The following is a 17,341-nucleotide window of genomic DNA, read 5'->3' on the forward strand; positions in this document are numbered from 1 at the left end:
CGGCGGTGGGATATCGAGGTATTCTTTCGTTTTTTAAAACAGGAACTCAATCTAAGTCACCTTATCTCATTGAACAAGAATGGAATACAGATCATCTTATACATGACCTTAATTGTGGCAATGATGGTCCTGATGTATAAAAAAGCTAACGACCTAAGTTATAAAACGGCTAAAAGAAGACTAGCTATGGAAGTCAGAGACCTGGCAATGGCTTTAATTGTCGTACAATGTGGAGGAGATCCTGGACTGTTTTTCAAGACATAAAAGAAATGGTCGGAATTTCTTCCGACCATGACTGGCCTTTTGGCACCTCTTTTTTATAAATTTTTAATCTGCTACTTCAATAGCTCGGCTAATCTTGAAGTTTGATGATCTGCCAGTTTTTGCAATGGACCTGCGGCCAACATTTTCATCATCATATTCAGATCTGCCGATATAATGTGTGAAGCTGTAGTACCACCTTTACCGTTATCTGCTACTGTCCATTTTAATTCAAGATCAAAAGGGGCTTTTTCTGTTGGAATAGCCGTAAGCTCTTTGTTCTCTACACGATTGGATATTTTGATAGCCAATTTTGCCATGTTTTGTATGGTAAAGCTTGCTTCATCTTCCGTAGATGACCAGTTGTAAATATTCTCAGGCATCAATTGCTGATGATTATTCATGTCTGCTAAAAAAGCATATACTTTTTCTACAGGTAAATTTACTTCAGTAGTACTTTCAATAACAGTCATTATAATTAGGTTAGTTTTTCTAATTCGTTAGCCCATTCAGCTGGGTTTCTACGCCATTTAGTTAAAAGATCTACATCTTTTTGTGCAATAAAACTATGCTCTGCAGCATAATCAATTAATGTATTGTAGTTAGATAGTGTTGCGTACCTGCATTTTGCTGCGGCAAAGTTTTCATCAGCCTGATCAAAACCATAGGTGAATATGGCAACCAATCCAGCAACAGAAAGTCCTGCTTTTCTCAATGCATCAACAGCTTGTAAGCTGCTTTTACCTGTTGAAATCAGATCTTCTATAACTACTACTCTTTGTCCCTCAATAATTTCACCTTCAATTAAGCTTCCTGTTCCGTGTTCTTTTGCTTTAGCTCTTACATAGACAAATGGTAATCCCAGTTCCTGGGCTACCAAAGCACCTTGAGGGATGCCGGCAGTGGCTACTCCCGCAATCACATCCACAGAACCAAATTCTTCCTGGATTAATTGCGTAAGTTTTTGTCTGATGTAAGTTCTAACAGATGGATGGGAAAGGGTGATCCTATTGTCACAATAAATAGGAGATTTCCAACCTGAAGCCCATGTGAATGGGTTATTTGGTTGTAACTTTATTGCTTTTATTTGTAATAAAAATTCAGCTACCTTTAATTCAATATCACTTTTATTATACATGGCGCAAAAATACGGATTTCTTTACAATTTGTGTCAACTCTACCCTAAACTATATGATTAAGGAGTGTAGACAATTGAAGAAAATGCTCGGTTAAATAATTAATTCCTATGGAGCCAAATATCGTTAATTAAAACTGCTGGTAAAAGTTATTTTTTGGCTTTGGTTGATAATCAGTGTGATAAAGAATTTATTGAGAAGTTATGCGAATTGCCTGATGGTGATGAGGGGGCTTTATTAAATTTGGTTGGTGGGTGTTATTTCTGCCTTGTATAAAATTTCATTCTGTATATCGGTCTTTTTTTGGTGGAAACCTCGGTTGTTTAACCTGGGCTAGTCTTTTCGAATATGTCTATGGAACTTTGTCTTCTGGTCACACAAAAGATAGCGTTTTATATGAAGGAAATTAAGATAGAAAGATCGATTACCAGGCGCGGCGAGGATTCGTTAGCGCGTTACTTACAGGAGATATCAAGGTTTCCATTGCTTAATGTAGAAGAGGAAGTAATATTGGCCAAAAAGATCAGTTCCGGAGATAAAGCTGCATTGGAAAGACTGGTGAATTGTAATTTACGTTTTGTGGTGTCAGTTGCTAAAAAATATGAAATAGAGGGAATGCCCTTGGTTGATCTGATTTCGGAAGGGAACATAGGCTTGGTAAAAGCGGCAAAACGTTTTGATGAAAGCAGAGGTTTTAAATTTATTTCTTACGCTGTTTGGTGGATTAGACAAGCGATTTTGTATAGTATTGGGACCCATAAGCGGATGATTCGCTTACCTATGAATCAGTTGAGCGGCATCATGGATTTATGGAAGTCGGAAGGTTTGTTGGAGCAGCAGCTACAGCGTTTACCTACTTTAGCCGAGTTGACTGAATTTATGGAACTTCCGGACGAGCGGGTGCTTGATTATCTATCTAATTCTGGTGATGTTTTTTCATTAGACCTGCCATTAGAGGATGCGGAGGACAGCCCGATTGTGAATGTAATGACCGATCCGATGGCAATGCCGCCTGATGCTGGCTTGGAAAAGGAAGCTTTTTATATCAATATTCAGCGAATCATGAATTTGCTGAGTCCGCGCGATCAGAATATTCTTCGGCTAGCTTATGGGATGGGAGGCGGCAGACCATTGCAAAATGAGGACATCAGTAATTTAATGGGATTGAGTTCAGAAACTATTCGCAGAGCTAAACAGAAAGCCTTGTTTAAATTGCGCGAAATGAAAGAGGTAAAAATGATGTTGCAATATCTGTAATAGTACCTTATTTATTTCGTGGTAATTCTGTACTTTTAAAAATTGATTTTCATCGGTAAAATGTGCATTAGAACAGGTATGGACAATCATTTTTAAAATATTGGTAACGAACTATGAAGACTTACAGGATTTATATCAACGATAATACACTATATATAACGGATGCTGTTCCAGATTTATCTGTAGAATTTGAACGTTTAAGTGTTGTGGGCTTTGATTTTTCGACATTTTATAAACAAGTAAATGGTATATCTGGTAAATCATACTTGTTACTTGATCCAGACCCAAAGAGCTTGTTCAAAAAAATAAAAAATAGCTGTTTAATTATTAAAGCAGCCGGTGGATTGGTGGCCAATGCCAAAGGGAATTACCTTTTTATTTTCAGGAATAAAAAATGGGATTTGCCAAAGGGGAAGGTCGAAACTGGAGAGAAAATGAAAGAGGCTGCATTGCGTGAAGTAGAGGAAGAGTGTGGTGTAAAGATCTTTAGCAATGATGAAAAGTTATGTAAAACCTATCATGTGTATACATTAGGAGCCAAAATAGTTTTAAAGAAAACCAATTGGTATAGCATGACGGTTAAAGGGGTTCCAAAGCTGATTCCACAAAAAGAAGAAGGAATCACTAAAGCTTGTTGGTTAAGTAGAACCGAATTGGCCCCTGTCCTGAAAAATACCTATCCTTCTATCGTACAGGTATTGGAAGTTGGAGATATTGTACTCTTAGGATTATAAAATATGCGCAAGAGGACTGCCTTTATAAAAAAGGAAGTGCCTCTTGTGGTAAAAATTGACTTACATTTCCATTGTTGCGCAAGATGTCGCGGACAATGGTTGAGCTGATCGCAGAATATTCAGGTTTGCTCAATATAAAGATGGTTTCCATTTCAGGCATCATAGTTTGGTTGATTTGTGCAATGGCTCTTTCATATTCAAAATCTCCCACAGAGCGAATCCCTCTGACCATGTATTTTGCATTTATTTTTTTGCAAAAATCTACTGTTAAGCCTTCATAAAGTTGCACCTCGACCTGTGCTGTGTCAGCAAAAACTGTTTTTACAATCTCTTCACGCTGCGCTGCGGATAAAAAGCTTTGCTTTGAACTGTTCAGTCCAATGCCCACTACAATTTTATCGAATAGGGGTAAGGCGCGCTTTAATATATCTACGTGAGCGATGGTTATAGGATCGAATGAACCGGGAAAAAGTGCAATCTTCATAGGGTTAGATTTTTTCAAAAAAACTGAAAGAGGAATTGCCATACCTTCTGGTTTCTTTATAACCCGGTTGGTCTTTCATCTTTAGTAAAGATGGGTGTTCTACTATTAATAAGCCGTTATCAGTAAGTAAATTGTTCTTCATGACCAGTTCCGGTATCAATGGAATGGTTGGTAAGTCGTAGGGCGGATCTGCAAAAATGATTTGGTAGGTATCCTGGTGATTTTCCAAAAATTTAAAAACATCGGCTTTTTGGACGTCTATTTCTGGTAGGTCGTACTTTTTAATCACTGATTTTACCCAGTATACACAGCCTGAATGCTTGTCTACCGCAGTGACTTGTTTTATTCCTCTTGATGCAAATTCAATGCTAACGTTGCCAGTTCCGCAAAACAGATCAAGTACCCTGCATTCTTCAAAATCGTAAGTATTGTACAGGATATTAAAAAGTGCTTCTTTGGCCATATCCGTGGTGGGCCTTACCGGTAAACTTTCTGGAGCATTAAGGCGAATGCCTTTTAATTTTCCTCCTATTATTCGCATAAATCAAGGGCTAGTAAGCTGCTGTAATAATGAGCAGGCATATCATCTAATATTTTGTGGTCTATTTCTTTAGCAGGAGGCAAATTGAAATTGATGTCGCTAAAGTACTTTGCTATACATTGATAGTAATCATCTCCCGAATGTATAATGCCACTTAATTGGATCTCCGTGTCGGCTGTATTGATGTTAAGCTGGTTAACGATCAATAAAAGATAGTAATTAAACTCTTCGGCGTTATCGGTCTGGTAATAATTTTGAAAGATCAACTTTTCACCGGTACGATACAAAGCATTGAAGGAAGATGCAGTGAAATCTAGCAACAGGCTCGTTTTGTTGTTTTGAGCTGCAAGTGCCAGTACAGGTGCATTTTGAGTATACAATTTGCAATTGTTTAGCGATGCGGCCAATGTTTCCTCTGTAAATTGTTGAAGGGTAAAGATGGAAGTAAAACCAAATGTTTTAAATGGCCTGGTATATAGGTTGTTTGACGGTGCTTCGGTAAAGAATTTAGCATATTGGTTGAGCTGTTCTGGATCAAACAGTTCATTAGGAATATTGATGGAATTCTCTGTGTATACAGCAGCTTTAATTTCTTTAAAAGCTAAGGTTAAGTAAACATCATTTTTAAGTTTAGCGGCCAGCATTGCCGGTACATTGTCACATTCCTGCTCATCATAAACTGCTTTAAGTTGTCTGCTGCCCTTATCTATGATTGCATAAGAGAAACTATCTGGTGTTATTTTTAACAACAGGTCGCAATCTGCAGCCGTATTCAGGTCAAAATCAGGATCAACCAATAGTATGCTGTTTTTATTATCCATATTAGCAAAATTAATCCTTTTTTCTATAAGATCACCATCGCATATTTGTTAAATGGATAAAGCAGCAATTATTGCCCAATCTTACGAATTTACGCCGACTGCTGAACAGCTTTCTTTTTGTAAAGAAATGGCTTCCTTTTTGTCGCAGGACTTGGATAATCAGTGTTTTATATTACGCGGTTATGCGGGGACGGGTAAAACGACTTCGGTAGGCGCTTTGGTAAAGGCTTTGGCAAAATTTAAAATCCGTTCGGTATTAATGGCACCTACAGGAAGGGCTGCGAAGGTAATGAGCAATTACACGGGTAAAAAAGCACTAACTATTCATAAAAAAATATATAGAAAAAAGTCGGCCGTTTCGACGGATCTTACCTTTCAGCTGGCACCGAACTTGGCCGAACATACGCTTTTTATCATTGATGAGGCTTCGATGATTGCCGATGAGTGGATTACGCATACTGGTTCTTCCTTTTTAAAGGATCTTATGGAATTTGTGTACAATGGAAAAAACTGTGCGGCTTTATTTGTGGGTGATACCGCTCAGTTGCCACCAGTCGGCAGTATTGATAGTCCGGCTTTAAATCCAGCATATATCGCATCAAAGTTTGGTGTCCAGGTTAAAACTGTTGAGCTGAAAGAAGTGGTGCGTCAGGAAAAGAAATCGGGGATATTGGCCAATGCGACCATGCTGCGTAAGCTGATTAATGATTTGGAAGCGGATAGTGATGGAGAGGTAATTCTGCCTAAATTTATCACTAAAAACTATAAAGATATTTTCAGGATGACAGGCCTAAAACTGGTTGAGGGCTTGGAGTATGCTTATAGTAAGTTTGGCATTGAAAACTCCCTGGTTGTTTGCAGGTCTAATAAATCTGCCAATGTGTACAATCAACAGATTAGGGCGAGGTTGCTTTACCGGGAGGAGGAGCTTACTGGTGGCGACCAGATTATGGTGGTCAGGAATAATTACTTTTGGCTGCCCGAAAATGAATCTGCCGCTTTTATTGCTAATGGAGATATGGCCAAAGTGGTAAGGGTAAGAAATACCGAGGAACGTTATGGCTTTCGTTTTTCTGAGGTGCAATTGGAGTTTATGGATTTTCCAGATGTGGGGCTGGTTACCTGTAAAGTGATGCTGGATACGCTGACTATAGAAGCACCTAATTTATCCTACGAACAGGGAAATAAGCTATTTGAACAGCTGAATATCGATTATGAGCATATCAAAAATAAGCGGGATAGATTTAATGCAATTAAAGAGGATCCTTATTTTAATGCGCTGCAAATTAAGTTTGCCTATGCGGTAACTTGTCACAAAGCTCAGGGTGGACAATGGGATGCTGTATTTGTTGATCAGGGTTATTTAACGGATGAAATGGTAGACATGGATTTCTTAAGATGGCTATATACTGGGGTGACAAGAGCGAAAAGAGAATTATTTTTAGTAAATTTTGCTGCTAACTTATTTTTGGCTCCTGCCGAGGATCAATTTTAAATTTTAAAAAACTGTAATTATGAGATTTGCATATTCTATTAAACAAAAAATGAAGATCGCAATGTTGTTGTTCTGCATCATGGCCTGCACCTTGTTGATTCGTTTTTTGGAGGATAAAAGTGTAAAGAGTATGAATGAGTCATTTGTCTCGATGTACAATGATAGGCTGATCCCTGCAACTGATTTGTTTTATGTGGCCGAGAATGCTTACTTAAAAAAATCTTTGTTTGAAGATGCTTTGTATGGATCAGATCAACTTTTTGATGCTGCAAGCCTGAAGTTACAATTGAGTAAGCTAAACCTTTCTACTGATTCATTGATTAATAAGTATGGTAAAACTTTTCTGGTGAAGCAGGAAAAGGAACAATTGGAGGCACTTAAAAAAGGTCTTGAAAGTACAGTAGGTGTAGAAAATAGAATATTGGCTATTGCAACAGCTCAAAGTGTAGAAGAGGCCAGAAAGCTCTACAATAATGAGGGAAGGGAATCGTCAAACCAAACAATAAAGAAATTATCGGCACTGATGAGTATTCAGAAACAGATAGCGGAAGAGTTAATCAAGGATTCGGCCTTCATGGTGTCCGGCAATAAACTGTATTCTAGCTTCCAGGTAGTTCTGGCCATTGTTATTGGTATTTTAATCGTAGGGATTGTATTTACTTCTAATGTGGTAAAGATTAACAATGAGAAGTTTAATTTGAATTAAGCAGCTATTAAAGGGATGGTAATTTGAAAGGTTGTTCCTTCATGTTCTTTACTATTTACAGTTATCGAACCGCCGTGGCGTTCAATAATTTGTCTGGAGATGTGCAGTCCTAAGCCGATTGATTTTTCACCTTTAAGTCCCGGTCGCCCTGCTTTAGAAAACTGATCAAAGAGTATTTCTTTTAAGTTATCAGGGATGCCAATTCCAAAATCTGTAATTCGGATGATGCAAGTGTCTGCCGATCTGGAAAGTTCAATATTGATAGGTGTTCCTACTTTGGAGAACTTTAATCCATTTCCTATAAGGTTATCTATAACTCTGGTTAGTTTAGATGGATTAACAGCAGCTATAAGTCCGTGGTCATCTGGTTTAAAATTTATAATTCTTTCCTTGTTCAGGTTTTTTTGCCAGTTGTCGCAAATGCCGTTCATGAAGGCGATCATATTGGTGGTTTGAAGCTGGAATGGGGCCTTGTCATTCTGTGCTACTTCAATCAAATCGTTGATGATGCTTTTTGCCTGACGTGTAGAGGTAAGAATAAGCTGCATTTCCATGCTATTTTTATTCGAATCTTCTTCCAAAGCGATCCGGGTTAATGCCTCTATATTATTTAGTGGGTTTCTAAGGTCATGAGCCACAAATCCAAGGATTTCTCCTTTTTGATGATTAAGGATTTGAACTTCCATATTCTTTTCTTCCAGTTGTTTAACTTTTACAAATTGCTCGGCCTTAAAGTAATAGCCATATCTGGAGCAGGCGTAAAGGAAAAATGCGAGTACGCCAGACATGATGATGTTGAGTAGTTTCTGTAGATGACTGATATCGGGTATAAGCATCGCAGCAATAAACAGGCATACTACGTAAATGGAAATGATGATGATCTGTTTAAATTCAAGTGCAAAGAAAACACTCACAGCAACTACTCCAGTGAGAAATATGGTTAGTGTGTTTTTCGGATTAAATAGGGAAAAAAGGTAGCTTACCGTAAAAGATGTAGTCAACAGGAACATGCAAAATAAAACGACCAATATGTTCCTGCCGGCGGTTTTCCAATGTGAAGACTTTAAAGCGTAACCACTAACAAGTATAAACAAGGATGAACCTGAAATCTGCACCCAGTTTAGGGTATTGTAGAGGTTAAGATTAGGCATAGTTCCTAATGCTTCCTGGTAAAATATGGAGGTCATTCTTACCGCAAGTGCAATGACAAGTAAAACCGTTCCTAAAATGGTTACTTGCCTGATATTAATGTAACTATAAGTATCTTGAAACTCAATGGAATACTTTTTTGGAATTCTGTATCTAAATAAACGAAGCACTTTGTTTTTTTGCTAGTAAAAATAACGAAAGGAAATGAAGTTGTATGATTATTATATTATTTTTACTGTAAGTAATTAATATTTATGATGGCTATGATACATAAAATTTATTTGTTTATGCTGCTGCTTTCAATAAACATTGCAGTTAATGCTCAGGAAAAAGACTCTTTAAGCTATAAATTTAGCCTGAAATCTGCGATTGATTTTGCCTTTACACATCAAACAGCTATCCTGAACGCAACCGTTGATGAGGAGATTGCTCGCAATACGGTAAAGCAAACTGTTGGTATTGGTTTGCCACAGGTGTCCACTTCTTTTAATTTTCAGGATTTCCTGAAATTGCCAACAACATTGTTGCCAGGTGAATTTGCTTCTCCACCCTCTAGTACGCCTATTCCTGTTACGTTTGGTACAAAGTACAGCTCTACACTAGGTATTCAATTAAATCAGTTATTATTTGACGGAAGTTATATTGTAGGGCTACAGGCGTCGAAAACTTACAAAGAATTGTCGGTAAGAAATAGTAAACGCACAAGAATAGAAACGGCAGTTGCGGTAACTAAGGCATATTATTCGGCATTGGTGAGTAAGGAGCAACTGGGCTTAATTGATGCTAACCTTGCACAACTCACAAAATCATTAAATGACACAGAGGCGATGTTTAAGAATGGTTTTTCGGAAAAGATTGATGTAGACAGGCTTCAGGTTTTGAAAAATAATTTGGAAACTGATCGGGAGAATGTGCTCAGGATGTTCGCTGTAAATGTTGATTTACTTAAATTTCAAATGGGGATGCCTATACAAGCTAGTCTTGCGCTTACGGATAAGATTAGCAATGTAAGGTCCGAGCCTGTTGTTTTACAAGTGTCCGATACTACCGCTTATAAGGGGAGAATAGAGTATAATTTACTAGAAACGCAGAAAAAATTAAACGAGTTAGATTTAAAGCGGCAAAAAAGTATGTTTTTACCCACTTTATCAGGATTTGCGAGTGCATCTAAGAGTTTTCAATCAGATGAGCTTCAAAAACACTTCGAGCAGAGCTTTCCAACTTCAGTAATCGGGCTTACACTTTCCTGGAATATCATTAATGGCGGGCAGCGTATTTATCAGGTCCGCAATGCGAAACTGACAGTTCTGAAGTCGGCAAATGATATGCTGAATTTAAAGAATGGCATTGCCTTAGAGATTTCAACTAGTCAAAAAGCTTATTTGAGCAGCTTACGCTCAGTTGAAAACCAACAGCGAAACCTTGGTCTTTCGAATGAAATACTTAGAGTCAGTCGGATCAAATATGAGCAGGGGGTTGGTTCCAGTTTGGAAGTCACTATCGCCGAAACATCTTTAAAGGAAGCTCAAAACAATTATATCAAAGCATTATATGATCTGCTGATTAATAAGGTAGATTTAGATAAGGCTGCGGGAAGAATCAATTATTAACCTCAAAATACCCATAACGATGAAAACACCATTATATACAATCGCACTGGCCCTTTTCTTTGCTTCCTGTTCATCAGATAATCCTAAGGACAAAAAAGCAACATTGGAAAAGCTTAAAAAGGAGCGGACGGAACTGAATGGAAAAATAGAAAAGCTAGAATCGGAATTAGGTCAGACTAAAAAGAAGGATGATTTTAAAGATGTAGCGGTAACGGAATTAGCTGAAATGCACTTTCGGAATTATGTGGAAGTACAAGGACGGGTTGATGCGGAAGAGAATGTAGATATTATGCCTGAAGTACCGGGGACGGTGACTGCCATTTATGTAAAGGCGGGACAGCGTGTCAATAAGGGGCAGGTATTGGTTCAGTTAGATGATAAGGTGTTGAAGCAAAGTGTTGCTCAGCTGCAAACTCAATTGGATTTGGCCACGACTGTTTTTAACCGTCAGAAAAATCTGTGGGACCAAAAGATAGGTACTGAGGTTCAATATTTAACGGCGAAGAGTCAGAAAGAAGGATTGGAAAGACAACTTGCAGGATTAAAATCGCAGGCCTCGATGAGTAAGGTGAAAAGTCCGGTTTCGGGGACTGTGGATGCGATGGACCTGAAGTTGGGACAATCTGTAGCGCCTGGATCACCGATGGGAATAAGGGTGGTAAATGCCGACAGACTTAAGGTGAAGGCGCTTGTTTCTGAAAATTATGGGGGAAAGGTAAATCAGGGTGATGAAGTTAGCATTTCTTTACCGGATGTGCCAGAGAACCTGAATGCAAGGGTTTCTTTTGCGGCTAAGATGATCGATCCGGTTTCGAGAGGGTTTAATGTGGAAGTGAAATTACCTTCAAATAAAAAATATCGTCCTAATATGGTGGCCATATTAAAAATCATAGACTATAGCAATGATAGGGCGCTCGTGGTTCCGGTAAATGCGATACAAAAATCGGAAAGTAGTGAATATGTTTTCATCGCGGAGAATGGTAAGGCAAAAAAGGTAAATATTAAGACAGGAAAGGTTTCGGATGGAAAATCAGAGGTTTTATCAGGTTTAAAAGTAGGAGATAAGGTGATTGTTACTGGTTTTCAGGACCTGAACGACGGGGATTCGGTTAAATTATAAATTGATTATTCATAATAGGATATGAAGGACGTTAATAAAGAGTTTGGACCGTCTAGTTGGGCGATAGATAACAGAACGGCTATATACGTATTTACGTGTTTGCTGATGATTGCTGGTTATTTTTCCTACCACAGTCTGCCAAAAGAGAATTTTCCGGAGGTTATTATTCCAAAGATATTTGTGCAAACAGTATATCCTGGTACTTCTCCTGCCAATATAGAGAACCTGGTGACTAAGCAGCTGGAAAAGGAAATTAGGGGGACACTGGGATTGAAAAAAATCACTTCCAATTCGTACCAGGATTTCTCCTTCATTACTGCCGAGTTTAATACAGGAGTAGATATAAAGGATGCCAAGCAGCGGGTAAAAGATGCGGTAGATAAGGCAAGGACAGATCTTCCATCTGATTTACCGGCTGATCCGGTGATCATGGATATCAACCTTTCTGATCTGCCAATTATGTATATCAATATTTCTGGTGATTATGACCTAAAGAAATTAAAGGAATATGCTGATGATATTCAGGATCGGGTTGAAGGCTTGAAAGAGATTGCCGGAGTGGATATTGTGGGGGCGCTGGAACCTGAGATACAGATCAATGTTGATTTACGGAAGATGGAAGCTGCACATATCTCATTCAATGATATTGCAATGGCGGTAAGTAAGGAGAATAAAACCATATCTGGGGGCTCCGTGAAGATGGACGGGATGCTGCGAACTTTAAATGTTAAAAAAGAGTTTAAGGATGCTGAAGAGATTGGTAATCTTATTGTTAAAACACCTTCTGGTGGTTCTGTTTATTTAAAGGATATTGCCGAGGTAAAGGACTCATTTAAGGAGCAAAATAGTTACGCCCGATTGTACGGAAAAAATGTAATTACCTTAAATGTGAGGAAGCGAAGTGGCGAAAACCTGATTGAGGCCTCGGATAAGATCAATGCACTATTGAAGGAGATGAAGGGGAAGGTGATTCCTGAGAAACTGAACATTACGATTACGGGAGATCAGAGTGATCAGACTCGGGTTACACTTCATGATCTGATCAATACCATCATTATTGGTTTTATTTTGGTAACACTGATTCTGATGTTTTTTATGGGGGTAACCAATGCGCTATTTGTAGCGATGTCTGTGCCGCTGTCTATGTTTATTGCCTTCCTTTTGATGCCAGTGTTGGGGGGCGTATTCGATTTTAATTTTACCATGAACATGATGGTCTTGTTCTCTTTCTTGCTGGGACTGGGAATTGTGGTGGATGATGCGATTGTGGTGATAGAGAATACACACCGTATTTTTGACAATGGTAAAGTTCCTATTGTACACGCGGCTAAAGTAGCTACCGGGGAAGTGTTTTTACCGGTGTTGTCCGGTACTTTGACGACATTAGCACCTTTTTTTCCATTGTTGTTCTGGCCTGGAATTATTGGTGAGTTTATGTATTTTTTGCCGGTCACACTGATTGTTACTTTATCGGCTTCGTTGATTGTGGCTTATATCATTAACCCTGTCTTTGCGGTTGATTTTATGAAACCTCATCACGACGATGAAGGTCAGCGGCCTACTTTTAACAAGGCGGTTAAGCTCACGTTGTTGGTTTTTACAATTTTAGCGATACTTGGTTATTTGGCGAGTTTTTGGTTAGGTAATTTTGGGTTAGGCAATTTTGTGGTATTGCTGGCTTTGCTTTATTTATTGAATCATTTTGTACTGGTTCGAATGATCAAGAAATTCCAGACGGTAACCTGGCCTAAAGTTGTAAATGCTTACCATAGCTTATTGGTATGGGCTTTAAAACGTCCACGTACCATGATATGGAGTACTGTGGGCTTGTTTTTCTTTACCGTGATCCTGGTTGGCGTGGTGCCACCTAGAATTGTATTTTTCCCTGCTGCTGATCCTAATTTTGCATATGTCTACATTGAGTTACCGGTGGGTACTGATCAGGCTTATACCAGTAAGGTGGTGGAAAAGGTTGAAGCGCAGGTAACAAAGGTTGTAGGCCGCAATAACCCTGATGTTTCTTCTATCATTTCGAATGTTACGGTTGGGGTTACTGATCCGCAGGGGGAAGATCAGGGGGAGTATACGAATAAGGGTAAGGTAACGGTCGCTTTTGTGGCTTATGGTAAACGTAAGGGGGAGCGTACTATTAATTACCTGGATAAGATTCGCCAGGCCGTGAAAGGGATTCCTGGAGCAGAAATTACCGTTGCGCAAGAGCAGGGTGGTCCGCCAACAGCAAAACCGATCAGTATTGAAATTACTGGTGATGATTTGGATTCTATTGCGGTAACCGCCGATCAATTGAAGAAATTTTTGGATAACAAGCAGATTGCCGGTGTAGAGGAATTGAAAACCGATTTTCAGAACAATAAACCGGAGATCATTTTTAACATAAATAGGGAAAGAGCGAACCGAGAGGGGGTTTCAACGCAGGATATTGGTAATTCTTTAAGAGCTGCATTGTACGGATATGAGGTTTCAAAGTTTAGGGATGTAAATGATGATTATGAAATTAATGTACGTGCAAAGGAGGATCAAAGGAATAACCTGGAGGCCTTAAGGAATATGAAGATCACCTATCGCGATATGGGAATGAATGGGATCATCAGGCAGGTGCCAATATCTGCTTTTGCTGATGTAGATTATGTGAATACTTATGGTGGTATTAAGCGTAAACAACAAAAAAGGATCATTATTCTTTCTTCTAATGTATTGTCGGAGTATAATGCCAATGAGGTGGTCGCTAATATTCAAAGTGAGATCAACGAGTTTAAGGCACCTGATGGAGTTGTGATCAAGATGGCTGGTGAGCAGGAAGAGCAAATGGAGACGGCAGCATTTTTAGGTACGGCGATGATTAGTGCTTTGTTTATCATTTTAATTATCCTGGTGTTGCAGTTCAATTCTATCAGTAAGCCTATTGTTATTTTAAGTGAGATCTTGTTTAGCGTAATTGGCGTTTTACTGGGAATAACGATCTTCCGTATGGAATTGTCTATCGTTATGACGGGTTTAGGAATTGTTGCGCTTGCTGGTATCGTGGTGCGTAATGGGATATTACTGGTTGAGTTTGCAGATTTGATGGTTAGTCAGGGTATGGAGGTGCGGGAGGCTGTTATTGAAGCTGGTCGGACCAGGATGACACCAGTATTGCTGACCGCAACGGCAACTATGCTTGGATTGGTGCCACTAGCTGTAGGGCTAAATATAGATTTTGTGACGATGTTTACTGAATTGCATCCGCACCTTTATTTTGGTGGCGATAACGTTGCATTCTGGGGCCCTTTATCGTGGACAATCATCTTTGGGTTAAGTTTTGCCACTTTCTTAACGTTGGTTTTGGTGCCGTGTATGTATTTGGTTGCTGATAAGAATTCGAAAAGGATAAAGTCGTTATTTGGAAAAAAATAACCTTTCTCCTCTAAGGCTGCATTACTTGTCGCTGAAGAAGCTCCAAGAACGCTGAGGCCTTTTCGGAGAAGATAATTTTTTTCCAATTAGGCGCTTTATTTAAGGCGCCTAATTTGTTTATGGTTGGTGGGCTGAAATATAAAATTTGGTTAAAGCGTTGGTATGGTTGCTTTTGAGGTGATGATTTCTTGTATCAGCTGATCAATTTGTGTTTTGGTGATATTGGGCATGCAGATGATGTGCGACCATCCGCCTTCGGCAGCGAGTTGCCATTTTTGTCTAATTTTTAAGCCGGGCTCCGGGAAGTTCACAGTAATGGCGTTTGTATTTCTCCAGGCTGGGATACCTATTTCTTTAAGTTTCTGTTCCGCGTAACTGGCTGTTTCGAGGCAATGTCTGGCACGGTCTTTTAAACCTGCTATGCCTAGTTTTTTTATGGTATACCACAGAAATAGGGGGCTATGTCCGTTTCTGGAGCCGGAAATGGTGGTGTCCATGCTGCCGATGTAGGCTACGGAACGTGCAATTCGATCTCTATTTGATTTTTTAGCTATGACTACGCCACATGGCATTGGAGATCCGATAAATTTGTGGCCACTTATGGCTATGCTATCGGCACCATCTGCGAAATCAAATGCCGGTCTAGGTTCTATTAAAGCACTATAACTGCCGGATAGGGCACCGTCGGCATGGATATAATAATGTTTGATGGCCAGTTTTTTTAGGATCAGTTTAATTTTACTAATGTCATCACGGGCTTCGGTCATAGTGGTGCCTATATTGGCCATAATGATCACAGGCATATGCCTGTTCATGCGGATGGTGTTTTCCAGATCTTCATAATCGATTTCTCCGTTGTCCTGAGTGCTGATTACGATGTTGGACATGTTTAAGAGATGTAGATTCTTTTGTACGCTGTAGTGTGTAGCCTCAGAGTAGTATACCATCCCTTTGGGATGAATTTCTCTGGCCAGGTATAGGCCGTAAAGGTTGCCTTCCGAACCACCGTTAGTTACATATCCCCACCAGTCGTGTGGTTCTGCTCTAAATAGCTCGGCAAAAAACTGCACCACCTCTTTTTCAATTTCACGTGAACCTACTGCATAAGTCGAAGGGACAAAAGGATCACCCAGATTATTCATTGGGTATTCCATAAAGGGCATTAGTTCGGTATAGTTAAAGTCTTTAGATACAGGATATCCCATGAAGTAATCGGTATTTGTCTTTACTTCTTCTAGTAATTTTTCAAGTATTTGGTTTTCGCTTGTTGATAAGGAATTTGTATGCATTGCTTGGTTGTTTTGTACTGCAAAAATACCTTTAATGAAATAAAGTTTTAATAATGTTTCTTGATTAAGAATATTATATTGTTTGTTTTGTTTATTTGAAATAATGATTTGAAGTGGTGGGATTAAAACTGTTTCGACTTTAAGAAAATTTTGCGTTTGCTTGGACGTTTAGCTGATTTTTAAAATTTGAGTTTGGGTGTACTTACTTTAGTTCATTTGTTTTTTGTCAAGAAAAACAATTTATTGCAGTTCGCGAAGAGTCAACCAAAATTTCCTTTTACATTTGCGGCCAATTATAAAACGGCAATGCAATGAACGGACCTCTGGAAAACATTCAAACATCAATAGCTTCATTAAGAGCAGAAATTATCAATCATAAGGTTTACGCCGTAATTGAAGATCTGGAAGATCTGAGGATCTTTATGGAATATCATGTTTATGCGGTTTGGGATTTTATGTCCTTGTTAAAGTCTTTGCAGATTAACCTTACCTGTACTCAGGTTCCCTGGTATCCTGTTGGCTCGGGTAATACGCGCGCTTTGATCAATGAAATCGTTGCTGGAGAAGAATCAGATGTAGATGCAAATGGGGATAAGAAAAGCCATTTTGAAATGTATCTTGATGCGATGCAGCAGTGTGGAGCTGATATTACTCAGATTAACAGGTTTACTGAAACTTTAAAAGCTACCGGTGATTTTGAAAAGGCTTATACGCATTCGGATACACCAGCTGAAGCCAGAAGTTTTGTGGATTACACTTTCAAAATCATTAATAGTGGCGAGGCCCATTTGCAGGCCAGTGCATTTACCTTCGGAAGGGAGGATTTGATTCCAAATATGTTCCTGACTATTGTAAATGATTTGAATGCGAAATTCCCAGATCAGATTTCTCTATTTAAATATTATCTGGACAGACATATTGAAGTTGATGGCGATCATCATAGTCATCTTGCTTTGGCTATGACTTCAGAGCTTTGTGGCGATAACGAGTCGCATTGGAAAGCAGCTGAGGCAGCAACCATCGAATCCTTAAAAAAGCGCATTGAACTTTGGGACGGTGCCTACGAGGAAATCATGGCAGTGAAAGGTTAATGCAGTAGAGAGGTAACAAAATATCATTATAAAATTTTCAGGAATAAAGCAAGTACACAGGATCCTTGGTTTACTCCACAATTCCTGAGTTAAACTCAAGCCTGTGTTTGTGACCAGGAATTTTGGTTGCTCAGAGCGGACCTAGGATTCATTTTTTTCTTCCTAAAGAAGAAAAAACTTATTCCAGACCGCGAAGAGTCAACCTAAATTCCCTTTTTTAACATATTTTAACA

General features: G+C 39.0%; 15 protein-coding genes and 1 pseudogene. 9 read left to right on the forward strand and 7 right to left on the reverse strand.

The features are described from left to right. Nucleotides 1–264, forward strand: a pseudogene (locus tag EZ444_RS16595) (IS4 family transposase); the annotation flags it as partial. A 71-nt stretch (nucleotides 265–335) separates the two neighbouring features. On the opposite strand, the gene EZ444_RS16600 reads toward EZ444_RS16595, so the two are convergent. Further along, the gene (locus tag EZ444_RS16600) at nucleotides 336–734 is read right to left on the reverse strand and encodes an SRPBCC family protein (protein WP_131610275.1); all 399 of its coding nucleotides are present in this window, start codon (nucleotides 732–734) and stop codon (nucleotides 336–338) included. 5 nt (nucleotides 735–739) lie between these two features. Next, nucleotides 740–1,399 carry an orotate phosphoribosyltransferase gene (gene pyrE / locus EZ444_RS16605; protein WP_131610276.1) on the reverse strand — a complete coding sequence of 220 codons (660 nt, stop codon included), beginning with the start codon at nucleotides 1,397–1,399 and terminating at the stop codon, nucleotides 740–742. Between the two features lie 394 nt (nucleotides 1,400–1,793). On the opposite strand from pyrE, the gene EZ444_RS16610 reads away from it, so the two are divergent. Further along, entirely contained in the window at nucleotides 1,794–2,654 is an 861-nt protein-coding gene (locus EZ444_RS16610; protein ID WP_165503637.1) for a sigma-70 family RNA polymerase sigma factor, read from the forward strand. A 113-nt stretch (nucleotides 2,655–2,767) separates the two neighbouring features. Beyond that, nucleotides 2,768–3,388 carry an NUDIX hydrolase gene (locus EZ444_RS16615; RefSeq protein WP_131610278.1) on the forward strand — a complete coding sequence of 207 codons (621 nt, stop codon included), beginning with the start codon at nucleotides 2,768–2,770 and terminating at the stop codon, nucleotides 3,386–3,388. 22 nt (nucleotides 3,389–3,410) lie between these two features. Here EZ444_RS16615 and coaD read toward each other — a convergent pair whose 3' ends face one another. The 3 genes from coaD to EZ444_RS16630 are packed head-to-tail and all read right to left on the reverse strand — an operon-like array spanning nucleotide 3,411 to nucleotide 5,234. Next, entirely contained in the window at nucleotides 3,411–3,872 is a 462-nt protein-coding gene (coaD, locus tag EZ444_RS16620) for a pantetheine-phosphate adenylyltransferase (protein WP_131610279.1), read from the reverse strand. A gap of 4 nt (nucleotides 3,873–3,876) precedes the next feature. Continuing rightward, the gene (locus tag EZ444_RS16625; RefSeq protein WP_131610280.1) at nucleotides 3,877–4,413 is read right to left on the reverse strand and encodes an RsmD family RNA methyltransferase; all 537 of its coding nucleotides are present in this window, start codon (nucleotides 4,411–4,413) and stop codon (nucleotides 3,877–3,879) included. Continuing rightward, the gene (locus EZ444_RS16630; protein ID WP_131610281.1) at nucleotides 4,404–5,234 is read right to left on the reverse strand and encodes a DUF3822 family protein; all 831 of its coding nucleotides are present in this window, start codon (nucleotides 5,232–5,234) and stop codon (nucleotides 4,404–4,406) included. Before EZ444_RS16630 ends, EZ444_RS16625 begins: the two co-directional genes overlap by 10 nt. A 52-nt stretch (nucleotides 5,235–5,286) precedes the next feature. Between EZ444_RS16630 and EZ444_RS16635 the strand changes: the two genes are divergently transcribed. Beyond that, complete coding sequence (locus EZ444_RS16635) at nucleotides 5,287–6,729, forward strand: ATP-dependent DNA helicase (protein WP_131610282.1); 1,443 nt, start codon at nucleotides 5,287–5,289, stop codon at nucleotides 6,727–6,729. 19 nt (nucleotides 6,730–6,748) lie between these two features. After that, nucleotides 6,749–7,435, forward strand: coding sequence for an MCP four helix bundle domain-containing protein (locus EZ444_RS16640; protein ID WP_131610283.1), 687 nt, complete (start codon nucleotides 6,749–6,751; stop codon nucleotides 7,433–7,435). On the opposite strand, the gene EZ444_RS16645 is transcribed toward EZ444_RS16640, so the two are convergent. After that, on the reverse strand, nucleotides 7,432–8,754 hold the full coding sequence (locus tag EZ444_RS16645; protein ID WP_131610284.1) for a sensor histidine kinase: 1,323 nt from the start codon (nucleotides 8,752–8,754) through the stop codon (nucleotides 7,432–7,434). The two genes, EZ444_RS16640 and EZ444_RS16645, sit on opposite strands and share 4 nt — an antisense overlap. A 93-nt stretch (nucleotides 8,755–8,847) precedes the next feature. Between EZ444_RS16645 and EZ444_RS16650 the strand changes: the two genes are divergently transcribed. The 3 genes from EZ444_RS16650 to EZ444_RS16660 are packed head-to-tail and all read left to right on the forward strand — an operon-like array spanning nucleotide 8,848 to nucleotide 14,728. Beyond that, nucleotides 8,848–10,194 carry a TolC family protein gene (locus EZ444_RS16650; RefSeq protein ID WP_131610285.1) on the forward strand — a complete coding sequence of 449 codons (1,347 nt, stop codon included), beginning with the start codon at nucleotides 8,848–8,850 and terminating at the stop codon, nucleotides 10,192–10,194. A gap of 19 nt (nucleotides 10,195–10,213) precedes the next feature. Beyond that, nucleotides 10,214–11,314: an efflux RND transporter periplasmic adaptor subunit gene (locus EZ444_RS16655; protein ID WP_131610286.1), complete on the forward strand. Its 1,101-nt coding sequence runs from the start codon at nucleotides 10,214–10,216 to the stop codon at nucleotides 11,312–11,314. A gap of 21 nt (nucleotides 11,315–11,335) precedes the next feature. Beyond that, on the forward strand, nucleotides 11,336–14,728 hold the full coding sequence (locus EZ444_RS16660) for an efflux RND transporter permease subunit (protein WP_131610287.1): 3,393 nt from the start codon (nucleotides 11,336–11,338) through the stop codon (nucleotides 14,726–14,728). A 149-nt stretch (nucleotides 14,729–14,877) separates the two neighbouring features. Here the strand turns inward: EZ444_RS16660 and EZ444_RS16665 are convergent, their stop codons facing one another. Then, nucleotides 14,878–16,017 (reverse strand): histidine decarboxylase, encoded by a 1,140-nt coding sequence (locus EZ444_RS16665; RefSeq protein WP_131610288.1) that lies wholly within the window; start codon nucleotides 16,015–16,017, stop codon nucleotides 14,878–14,880. A gap of 311 nt (nucleotides 16,018–16,328) precedes the next feature. On the opposite strand from EZ444_RS16665, the gene EZ444_RS16670 reads away from it, so the two are divergent. Beyond that, complete coding sequence (locus EZ444_RS16670) at nucleotides 16,329–17,108, forward strand: DUF3050 domain-containing protein (protein ID WP_131610289.1); 780 nt, start codon at nucleotides 16,329–16,331, stop codon at nucleotides 17,106–17,108. Nucleotides 17,109–17,341 lie beyond the last annotated feature (233 nt).

Origin of the sequence: Pedobacter hiemivivus (assembly GCF_004331685.1) — a bacterium.
In the GTDB taxonomy this organism is placed as follows: Bacteria; Bacteroidota; Bacteroidia; order Sphingobacteriales; family Sphingobacteriaceae; genus Pedobacter; species Pedobacter hiemivivus.

Coding starts and splice junctions, on each gene's coding strand:
- EZ444_RS16600 (WP_131610275.1), bottom strand. CDS start 734: ATGACTGTTATTGAAAGTACTACTGAAGTAAATTTACCTGTAGAAAAA.
- pyrE (WP_131610276.1), bottom strand. CDS start 1,399: ATGTATAATAAAAGTGATATTGAATTAAAGGTAGCTGAATTTTTATTA.
- EZ444_RS16610 (WP_165503637.1), top strand. CDS start 1,794: ATGAAGGAAATTAAGATAGAAAGATCGATTACCAGGCGCGGCGAGGAT.
- EZ444_RS16615 (WP_131610278.1), top strand. CDS start 2,768: ATGAAGACTTACAGGATTTATATCAACGATAATACACTATATATAACG.
- coaD (WP_131610279.1), bottom strand. CDS start 3,872: ATGAAGATTGCACTTTTTCCCGGTTCATTCGATCCTATAACCATCGCT.
- EZ444_RS16625 (WP_131610280.1), bottom strand. CDS start 4,413: ATGCGAATAATAGGAGGAAAATTAAAAGGCATTCGCCTTAATGCTCCA.
- EZ444_RS16630 (WP_131610281.1), bottom strand. CDS start 5,234: ATGGATAATAAAAACAGCATACTATTGGTTGATCCTGATTTTGACCTG.
- EZ444_RS16635 (WP_131610282.1), top strand. CDS start 5,287: ATGGATAAAGCAGCAATTATTGCCCAATCTTACGAATTTACGCCGACT.
- EZ444_RS16640 (WP_131610283.1), top strand. CDS start 6,749: ATGAGATTTGCATATTCTATTAAACAAAAAATGAAGATCGCAATGTTG.
- EZ444_RS16650 (WP_131610285.1), top strand. CDS start 8,848: ATGATACATAAAATTTATTTGTTTATGCTGCTGCTTTCAATAAACATT.
- EZ444_RS16655 (WP_131610286.1), top strand. CDS start 10,214: ATGAAAACACCATTATATACAATCGCACTGGCCCTTTTCTTTGCTTCC.
- EZ444_RS16660 (WP_131610287.1), top strand. CDS start 11,336: ATGAAGGACGTTAATAAAGAGTTTGGACCGTCTAGTTGGGCGATAGAT.
- EZ444_RS16665 (WP_131610288.1), bottom strand. CDS start 16,017: ATGCATACAAATTCCTTATCAACAAGCGAAAACCAAATACTTGAAAAA.
- EZ444_RS16670 (WP_131610289.1), top strand. CDS start 16,329: ATGAACGGACCTCTGGAAAACATTCAAACATCAATAGCTTCATTAAGA.